The organism is Yersinia massiliensis CCUG 53443 (assembly GCF_000312485.1).
Lineage (GTDB): Bacteria > Pseudomonadota > Gammaproteobacteria > Enterobacterales > Enterobacteriaceae > Yersinia > Yersinia massiliensis.
This window is the reverse complement of the sequence record NZ_HE997647.1, coordinates 294,628-304,028: the sequence shown is the minus strand read 5'-3', so window position 1 is coordinate 304,028 and position 9,401 is coordinate 294,628. Positions and strand designations below refer to the sequence as shown.

Here is a 9,401-nt window from a genome sequence, read left to right as displayed (position 1 = left end):
TTTTTGACGTTGAAGTTTAAAAGCACATTTGAGCTGCCGAATGAAGAGAGAAGGTAGGACGCGAGGCATGGATGCCGAGCGAGGGCCGCTTGAACAGGAGTGAATCGGCCCGGTCCGTCAGCCGAAACGATGAGTGAGGGAACCTGCAAAGCAGGCAAGCGATACGTGCGAAGCGCGGGTTTCCAAAGGGGCCACGCTCATGGCCCCTTTGGCGGTTGAGGCATCAAAGCCAAGGTGAACACTGAAGTGATAACAACCGAACCAATCACCAAACTGAATTGAGTCGATCATCGAATATCAACCGAAACCAGATCCAGTCCCATCCGAAGCCAGATCCGAATATCAACCGTCCCCCCTGCGAAGCAGGCAAGCCGCGCGGGGTCACGCGCTTGTAACCCCATTGCCGACTAATAGCCCCCGTATCCCCTCCACCAACCCACCCCGCCAACACAGTGAATCATGCCCGCCACTATAAACTCGATACTGCAATCGATGCCCCGCTATCCTTAGCGCCTCACTCATGACTTCATTTACCTGATAAATCACATCTTCGCGACGGCCTGCTTCCATGAAAATATTCAATGAATGACCTGCCCCCAATCCCTGAAGCACTTGCTGAGTCAACCAGCCTTGGCGCACTGCGGTATCCACTGCCGATCTCTTCGCATGATCGGTATCAGGCCACCAAAAAGACCCTGATTGACTCAGTACGCAACCAAAACGTTGTGGCCAATTTAATCCGGCATACAACGAGGCCAAACCACCAAAACTTTGCCCCGCCACCACCGTACGCGATGCCTTACCCGTAAAGGGTTGCAGCTTCGCCACTTGCGGTAATAACTCGGTTTGTAATGCCTGCCAGAAAGCCTCATTGCAAGGTAGCTCTTGAGAACGGTGCGCTTGGTCAATGATATCAATCAACACATACACGGAAGCTGGCAGATGACCCAACACAGTTTCATTATCCAGCACGCCAAAAATAGGTTGTTTTTCGGCCCAATATTGGCCGTCCAGCATAATCACTAATGGCCGCTCAGCCACATCTTCAGCGTGAGAACTCGGGGTAACGTAGACCCACACTTGGCGACGGTTGCCTAATAATGCGCTGTCCCACGTGATCACTTGCAGCCGTTGTGGATCGGCGGGTAGCTGCTGACCGGCATCGATGGGCTGCCAAGCCGCTTGCGGTAAAGCATCGGCTAAATGTACGCCAGACAGTGGCCTTCCCCAATAGCTGGCATGGGCTGCCGTGTGATTGAACGGATCGCTCTCTGCCAGACTCATAAATGAAACCCACCAATTGCGCTGCGCTAAACGCCGCTCTTTGGTGCTGCCTTGCGGTAACGTCAACAGTTTATCTTTCGTGGCGGGAATAAAGCAGTAACTGCCGCGAAAGTCAGACTCGATTTCGGCCTGCCAATACCAAACATCGGTCTGGCCCAACCGCTGGAGCCTTTGCGGGTGTGTGCTGTGATGGTCAGTCAGACCGTTCACATCAATATAAACATGGCTAAAAGCAGCGTCATGCGCCTTGCCTAACCGATCACGCCAAAGAAATGTCAGTTTAACGCGGCCCTCAACCACCGGTTCAGCCAATGGCGTTCCCCACTGCGCAATCTGTTGCCACCATGCCTCGCTGCCCGCCTCGGGGGAATTTAACAACTGCTGACTATCTGGATAGGGGTTCGCCAAACTCACGGGCTGTCCTTTTTTAGTAGACTCAAAATTTCTCAGAAATTAAGACAAATAATATTGAGAATCATTATCCACCACAAGAATATGATGCCGAATTATCTCGTCTGAATACTTCAATTTCATTTGCCCAAAAACCAACTCGGCACTTAATCATTTTTAGGCGAATCGTTTTTGAACAAATAGGTTTTAAACAAATAGCTTTTGACGTTCTGGCACATGTTGATTAAAGAAAAGTAAATTTTTCCCTCGATTGACACTATTTCTGAGACGTAATGAGGAATAAAGAGATGAAATTCATCGCACTAACTTTTGTGCAACCTTTCTATCCATTCAATGTAACCTGACAAAACCATTCTAAAAACAGGGAGATAGTCCTATACTCGCTGGCAACATAATGTCATACCGCGACTTATTCCGCCTCAATGGCCAGTATTCATGGGACCCGCACTTATGGGAAGATCACAGCTTATGCATCAGATGCGCGCCAGTAAAAAGCGCCTGTGCGGCATGCTATTGATCGCCTGCTGGTTGATTCTGAATGCACAATTGGCCGTTGCCAGCCATCAATGTGATATCGCCCCTGCCGCCTCCCCTGTTTTTACCCAACACCAAGGGCATTTACAGAGCCAAATGCATGACATGCCAGCAATGATGGACATGTCCCATGGTCAGGCGCAAAACGCACTGTGCGAGAAACACTGCATTCCAGATTCCATTCAGTCTGATAGCGGTATGTTGGTACTAGCTGCGTTACCCACCAATACAGAGCTGGTATTGGCGGATAGGCAACAAAACCCACGAATTCATCGCCTTGACTGGCAAACCCCACCCATTGTCGGCCCCCCGACCGAAATCGTTTTCTGCCGATTTAGAGAATAGATCCAGACATATTTGACCGCATCTTTAGGCCGCTTTCGTGCGGTGTATTGCGTTTTCTTATGTTTTGGAGCCATTCTTATGCGTACTTTATCTCGTGCTGTCTCCGCTGCTGCGGGCGTGCTTTTTTCTACTGCGACACTTTTTTCCATCATTACGTTTTTCTCGGCTATTTCACTTTTCTCTACTCCCCTGTCAGCCGCGACCTCAACCATGGCCGACACGATGCCAATGTCCCATGATCATGGGGCGATGATGGCCGATGCTGCCACGTCTGACGCCGAGATCTATCACTCCCGTGGGCAGATAAAAGCGTGGAACGCCACCAGCGTTTCTATCGCTCATACCGCCATTGCGGCACTGAATTGGCCGCCGATGACCATGACCTTTGATTTGCCAGATGGCCTGATTACGACCCCCTTGCCGGTTGGTGCATCGGTCACCTTCAGTTTTATTCAAACGAGTCAGGGTTATCAGCTAACCGCCATTTCAGCGCAACAGCCGTAAGGCGGGAGTCATCATGAACGCATTATTCAATCACCCGCAGCAGGGGCGGCCCACGGCTGCGCCACGTTTCGGGTTTGCTCGCCTATTAATGGCTGCCATGTTTAGCCTGCCCGCGATGAGCCATGCCGCAGATATCACGCTGGAACAAGCACTCTCTTCTGCTGAGCGCTATTCGGCCGAACTCTCGGCCAATCAACATCAGGTCAATGCGCTGGAGAATATGGCCAGCTCTGCCACGCAATTACCCGATCCCAAACTGAAATTCGGTATTGAAAACCTGCCCGTTGGTGGCAGCAATGCTCGTCGTTTTACTCGCGAAGGCATGACCATGCAGCGCGTTGGGATTATGCAGGACTATATCAGCAGTGATAAACGGCAAAGAAAAGCCGATACCTTCAGTGCCGAGGCCCGTAAAACGGCTGCGGGCAGCGAAACCATCCGCACCCGCCTACAAAAAGAAGTCGCTCAAGCGTGGTTGGATTTAGCCCTAACCGAGCAGGCAGTCAGCGATGCTAACGTGCTGGTACAGGAAAGCGAAAAACAAGTCGCGCTACAACGTGCAGGAGTCGCCAGTGGTGGTGCGTTGCCCAGCAGTGTCCTTGATGCTCGCCTGACATTTTCAGCCATGCAAGACCGATTGACCACCGCACAACGGGATGTCGCCTTGGCACAAACGCAACTGACCCAGTTGACGGGCATTGAGGTCAATCACATCAGCGGCCCAATGCCCTCTTTTACCCGCTTGCCTGCCGAGAGAACCGTGCTGCGTGAAGCCATCAATCAACATCCAGAGATTGTGCTCGCCAGCCGTGAAGCCGATGTCGCCAAAGCGCGCTCTGCGCAATCCGCGATTGCCGCTACGCCCGATGTTGGCATTGAAGTGTATTACGCCAAACGGGCAGACGAATATGAGGATATGGCCGGAGTGATGGTGACCGTTGACCTGCCACTCTTTCGCTCACAACGCCAAGACAAAGATTACGCCGCTGATGTTTCGCGATCGATGGAGGCCAATGATCAATTGACCTTATTGACCCGCGACCATCAGGCGCAACTTGACACCTTACTCGCGCAGTATCAAGCCGCCCAACAGCTCTGGCAACGACAAACTAATGAAGTATTACCGCTGCAAAAACAGCGCGTTAACTTAATGATGGCGCAATATCAGGCCAATAAAAGCGATTTAAGTAGTGTGTTGGAAGCACGACGCGCCCTACTCGATAGCCAACTCAATGCCAGTAATGCCGCCAGAGAGTTGGCCCGTACTTGGGCGGCCATCCGTTATCTGACCCCGCAGGAGCGCATGCAATGAAAAAACATTTAGGCTTAACCTGGGTCGCCGTGGCAGTGATCAGTGGACTCGCCGGTTATTGGCTGGGCCAACCCGCGTCACAAGCGGCCCCGACAACCGAATCACCTGCGAATGTCTCCTCTGCGAACATATCCCCTGAAAACAGCCCAAAAGTGCTGTATTGGTATGACCCCATGTCACCCGGCCAACGTTTCGATAAACCGGGAAAATCACCCTTTATGGATATGGAGCTTGTTCCGCGTTATGCCGGTGAAACAGCAGACGATGGCGGGGTCACCATCAGCGCACGCCAACAGCAAAATCTGGGTGTACGCACCGCACTGGCTGAGATGCGCCCACTCAACTATCGCCTAAATGGTTACGGCACGGTGACAACCGATGAACGTAACGTACAAATCATCGCGGCACGGGCAAATGGCATTATTGAAAAGTTATACGTCAATGCTAGCCAACAACCGGTCACAAAAAATCAGCCATTAGCTCAGCTCTGGGTGCCTGAATGGAGTGCGGCGCAGCAGGAGTATCTGGCGGTTCGCGCATTAGGTGACACCTCGTTAACGGCCGCCGCTCGCCAGCGGTTACAGTTACAATTCATGCCAGAAGCCGTTATCCGCAGCGTCGAGAAAAGTAGCCAACCGCAAACGCGGGTGACACTACGCTCCCCGTCTGATGGCTATGTGAATAAGCTCGATATTCGCGCCGGTTCGCAAGTGACGGCCACCCAATCGCTATTCGAGTTAGCCAGCCTCGATCCGGTGTGGATCGTCGTCGATTATCCGCAATCACAAGCCAGTTTGCTCACGCTGGGGAGTACCATTACCGCCACCACCGCCAGTTGGTCAGGTGAAACGTTCCACGGCAAAGTCAGTGAATTACTGCCCAATATCGATCCCGCGACCCGTACCTTAAAAGCACGTATCGTGCTGGAAAACCCACAACATAAGCTAAAACAGGGTATGTACCTGAGTGTGCAATCAGCATCTAACGATAATCTTGAACCGGTGCTGGCGATCCCGCAGGAAGCATTATTGATGACGGGCAACCGCAATACTGTCCTGCTCGCCGAAGGAGACGGCCACTTTAAGCCGGTCGAGGTCAGTGCGGGATCAACGCAAGATGGATGGGTAGAGATCAAATCAGGGCTCAATGTTGGCCAGCGCGTGGTAACTTCGGGCCAGTTCTTGATCGATTCGGAAGCGAGTCTGCAAAGTGCGCTGCCGCAGATGGAAGCCACGTCTGAAGCCACCACACCGCCAACCGAACAAGGCACAGAGAGTCCGGCAGATATCTACTCGGTACAGGGGGAAGTCAAAGCGATAAATGGGCAAAACATTACGCTATCGCACGGCCCAATCGCAGCCCTGAAATGGGGTGCCATGACCATGGACTTCCAATTACCGAAAGGGAATTTAGCCCCAGAAATTGTGGTCGGCAGTCAGGTAAACTTCACCTTTACGCTCAATGAACAAGGGGCTCAGATCCGCCAAATCCAACCCGTAAAATCCAATAGCAGTGCCGATATCCATGGAGGCCATTTATGATTGCCGCCATTATCCGTTGGTCACTGCGCAACCGGCTGTTGGTGTTACTCGGTGCGGTGATGATGGCCGCATGGGGGATCTGGTCATTACAACAAACCCCAGTTGACGCGCTGCCGGATCTGTCTGATACACAAGTGATTATTCGCGTCAGCTATCCCGGCAAAGCACCACAAGTGGTGGAGGACCAAGTCACTTATCCACTGACGACAACTATGCTATCGGTGCCGGGTGCCAAAACCGTGCGCGGCTTCTCGATGTTCGGCGATGCTTACGTCTATGTGCTGTTTGACGATGGTACCGATCCTTACTGGGCACGCTCAAGAGTGCTCGAATACCTCAGCCAAGTGCAATCCACCCTGCCCGCCGAGGCGAAAGCTTCACTGGGGCCAGATGCCACCGGCGTAGGTTGGATCTATGAATATGCGTTGATCGATAGAAGTGGCAAATTGAGTTTGGCTGATTTGCGCGCATTACAAGATTGGACGCTGAAATTTGAGCTAAAAACCGTACCAAATGTCTCGGAAGTCGCGAGCGTCGGCGGCATGGTGCGGCAATACCAAGTGGTACTCGACCCCGAACGCATGCGTGCACTGAATATTCCCCATCAACAGATTGCCAGCGCCATTAGTGACAGCAACCAAGAAGGTGGCGGCTCCGTGTTAGAAATGGGGGCGGCCGAGTATATGGTGCGAGCCAGCGGCTACCTGAAAACACCGGATGATTTTAACAATATCGTGATTACCACTCGCGACGGCATTCCTATTTTACTGTCCGATGTTGCCAGTATCCGCATGGGGCCAGAAATGCGCCGTGGCGTGGCAGAACTGAACGGTGAAGGGGAAGTTGCTGGCGGTATCATCGTGATGCGTTACGGTAAAAATGCGCTAGAAACCATCAATGGCGTGAAAGAGAAACTGCAACAGATTCAGCGCAGTTTACCCGCAGGGGTGGAGATCGTGCCGGTTTATGACCGTTCTCAATTGATCACCCAAGCCATCGACAGCCTGTCATTTAAGCTGCTGGAGGAATTCTTAGTCGTCGCCGTGATTTGCTCACTGTTTCTGTTCCATTTTCGCTCGGCACTGGTAGCTATCATCACCCTGCCGCTCGGGATCCTCGGTGCGTTTATCGTGATGCATTATCAGGGCGTCAATGCCAATATCATGTCGCTCGGCGGCATCGCGATTGCCATTGGAGCCATGGTGGATGCGGCCATCGTGATGATCGAGAACATGCACAAGGTGCTGGAGCAATGGCGGCGCGATCACCCTGATCAAACACCTGCCAGCCAAGACTATTGGCGTATATCAGAGCAGGCGGCGATTGAAGTCGGCCCCGCACTCTTTTGCAGCTTATTAATTATCACGTTATCGTTTATTCCTGTCTTTACCTTACAAGCCCAAGAGGGGCGGATGTTCTCCCCGCTGGCCTTTACCAAAACCTACGCCATGGCCGTTTCCGCAGGTTTGGCGATCACGCTCGTCCCCGTCTTAATGGGCTATTTTATTCGTGGGAAAATCCCTGATGAAAATGCTAACCCGATCAATCGCGCACTGATCGCCCTTTATCATCCGGTATTAACCGCCGTGTTAGCACGGCCTAAAACCACCTTAGTCATCGCAGGTATGTTGTTACTGGCCACGCTGTATCCACTCAGTCGATTAGGCAGCGAATTTATGCCCGCGCTGGATGAGGGGGACTTGCTGTATATGCCGTCTACCCTACCGGGGATCTCGGTACGAGAGGCCAGTCACTTGCTACAACAAACCGATCGGCTAATCAAAACCGTACCGGAAGTGGCGACGGTATTTGGTAAAGCTGGGCGAGCAGAGACAGCCACCGATCCCGCTCCACTGACGATGATCGAAACCACGATCCGCTTTAAGCCCAAAGACCAGTGGCGTCCGGGTATGACCATGGACAAATTGATCGAAGAGCTAGACGCCACAGTGAATGTTCCCGGTATCGCCAATCTCTGGGTTCCTCCCATCCGCAACCGGCTAGATATGCTGTCGACCGGCATCAAAAGTCCCGTTGGCATCAAAGTCAACGGCAAGAACGTGCAACAAATCGAGCAAGTGGCGCAGCAAATTGAGCAGGTGGTACGCAAAGTACCTGGGGTGACCTCGGCGTTATCTGAACGTTTAGCCGGAGGGCGCTATGTGGATATCGATATTGATCGCAAACGAGCGGCTCGCTATGGCGTTTCAGTGAAAGAGCTGCAATCACTGGTGGCGACGGTGATCGGCGGGCAAAACATTGGTGAAACCATTGAAGGGCGTGAACGATATCCCATCAATCTACGCTACCCGCGAGAAATACGTGATTCCCTGCAAAAGCTGCGCGATTTACCGGTTGTGACCGCCGGTGGCGGTCAAGTGGCGCTCTCGGAGCTGGCTGATATTAAAGTGACAGAAGGCCCACCCATGTTAAAAAGTGAGAATGCGCGCTTATCCGATTGGGTGTATGTCGATTTACGTGGGCGAGATTTAAAATCAGCCGTCACCGAAATGCAGCAAGCCGTCGCTCAGCAAGTCAAGCTGCCTGAAGGGGTATCACTCGGGTGGTCAGGGCAGTTTGAATATCTGGAACGGGCCACTGCGAAACTGAAAGTGGTGCTGCCAGTGACGTTAATGATCATTTTTGTGCTGCTCTACGTGACTTTCAGCAGTGTCCGCGATGCGGCACTCATCATGGCAACGCTACCTTTTGCTCTGATCGGCGGGGTTTGGCTGCTGTATGGGTTGGGATACAACTTTTCTGTCGCCGCGGCTGTCGGTTTTATTGCGCTGGCGGGGGTGGCAGCAGAGTTTGGTGTCATCATGGTGCTTTACCTTAATCAGGCCGTGAAAAAGCATCAGCAATCGGGTATTGCCTTGACCGCCAGCCAAATGAGTGCCGCTATTCATGAAGGTGCAGTGCTGAGAGTGCGGCCAAAAGCCATGACAGTGGCGACTATTATGGCGGGCCTGCTACCGATAATGTGGGGCGGCGGCACCGGTTCCGAAGTGATGCAACGTATTGCAGCACCGATGATCGGCGGGATGGTCAGTGCTCCATTACTTTCTATGTTAGTAATTCCGGCGGTTTATATGCTGCTGCATAAAAAAGATCACTCATCTTCCTAAGCATCTCAACAGAGTCTCACTCAAGCCCTAAGTCTTGTATCACCGGATTTAGGGCTTTTCTTTACCACCTTAGAGAAACTCAGCTCATCTGAAATAACAACAAGTCTGAGTCAATAAGTTATCACCCCAAACGAACTAATCTTAACACCGAATAAAGTCTTTACCGCTTATTCACTTTATGTACCCAATAGATATCTTATAGAGGATAAATATTATAGTTTTAGCTACAAAGATATAATGACATCTCAAAGATATATAAGAACCCAACACAATTCATAGTTCAATCAAAAATAAAAAAACATAAAATAAAATAAAATAGGAAAACACTGAGAAATAGTAATG

At 51.7% G+C, this 9,401-nt stretch carries 7 protein-coding genes; 5 read left to right on the top strand and 2 right to left on the bottom strand.

Annotation, left to right across the window (positions count from 1 at the left end; all coding sequences use genetic code 11):
* Nucleotides 1-117: 117 nt before the first annotated feature.
* The gene (locus tag BN68_RS24025) at nucleotides 118-291 is read right to left on the bottom strand and encodes a hypothetical protein (RefSeq protein WP_019212565.1); all 174 of its coding nucleotides are present in this window, start codon (nucleotides 289-291) and stop codon (nucleotides 118-120) included.
* Nucleotides 292-381: 90 nt separating this feature from the next.
* A complete protein-coding gene (fes, locus tag BN68_RS17960; protein WP_019212564.1) occupies nucleotides 382-1,698 on the bottom strand; it encodes an enterochelin esterase in 1,317 nt (438 codons plus the stop codon).
* A 465-nt stretch (nucleotides 1,699-2,163) separates the two neighbouring features.
* On the opposite strand from fes, the gene BN68_RS17955 reads away from it, so the two are divergent.
* The 5 genes from BN68_RS17955 (at nucleotide 2,164) to BN68_RS17935 (ending at nucleotide 9,059) form a co-directional block, all read left to right on the top strand.
* A complete protein-coding gene (locus BN68_RS17955; protein WP_019212563.1) occupies nucleotides 2,164-2,574 on the top strand; it encodes a hypothetical protein in 411 nt (136 codons plus the stop codon).
* 78 nt (nucleotides 2,575-2,652) lie between these two features.
* Nucleotides 2,653-3,078 (top strand): copper-binding protein, encoded by a 426-nt coding sequence (locus BN68_RS17950; protein ID WP_019212562.1) that lies wholly within the window; start codon nucleotides 2,653-2,655, stop codon nucleotides 3,076-3,078.
* A 13-nt stretch (nucleotides 3,079-3,091) separates the two neighbouring features.
* The gene (locus BN68_RS17945; protein WP_019212561.1) at nucleotides 3,092-4,390 is read left to right on the top strand and encodes a TolC family protein; all 1,299 of its coding nucleotides are present in this window, start codon (nucleotides 3,092-3,094) and stop codon (nucleotides 4,388-4,390) included.
* Nucleotides 4,387-5,931, top strand: coding sequence for an efflux RND transporter periplasmic adaptor subunit (locus tag BN68_RS17940; RefSeq protein ID WP_019212560.1), 1,545 nt, complete (start codon nucleotides 4,387-4,389; stop codon nucleotides 5,929-5,931). The genes BN68_RS17945 and BN68_RS17940 overlap by 4 nt, the downstream gene beginning before the upstream one ends.
* Nucleotides 5,928-9,059: an efflux RND transporter permease subunit gene (locus BN68_RS17935; protein WP_019212559.1), complete on the top strand. Its 3,132-nt coding sequence runs from the start codon at nucleotides 5,928-5,930 to the stop codon at nucleotides 9,057-9,059. Before BN68_RS17940 ends, BN68_RS17935 begins: the two co-directional genes overlap by 4 nt.
* Nucleotides 9,060-9,401 lie beyond the last annotated feature (342 nt).

Bases quoted from the DNA above. Each gene is read 5' to 3' on its own strand.
- BN68_RS17935 (WP_019212559.1), top strand. From the start codon at position 5,928: ATGATTGCCGCCATTATCCGTTGGTCACTGCGCAACCGGCTGTTGGTG.
- BN68_RS17955 (WP_019212563.1), top strand. From the start codon at position 2,164: ATGCATCAGATGCGCGCCAGTAAAAAGCGCCTGTGCGGCATGCTATTG.
- BN68_RS17950 (WP_019212562.1), top strand. From the start codon at position 2,653: ATGCGTACTTTATCTCGTGCTGTCTCCGCTGCTGCGGGCGTGCTTTTT.
- BN68_RS17945 (WP_019212561.1), top strand. From the start codon at position 3,092: ATGAACGCATTATTCAATCACCCGCAGCAGGGGCGGCCCACGGCTGCG.
- BN68_RS17940 (WP_019212560.1), top strand. From the start codon at position 4,387: ATGAAAAAACATTTAGGCTTAACCTGGGTCGCCGTGGCAGTGATCAGT.
- BN68_RS24025 (WP_019212565.1), bottom strand. From the start codon at position 291: ATGATCGACTCAATTCAGTTTGGTGATTGGTTCGGTTGTTATCACTTC.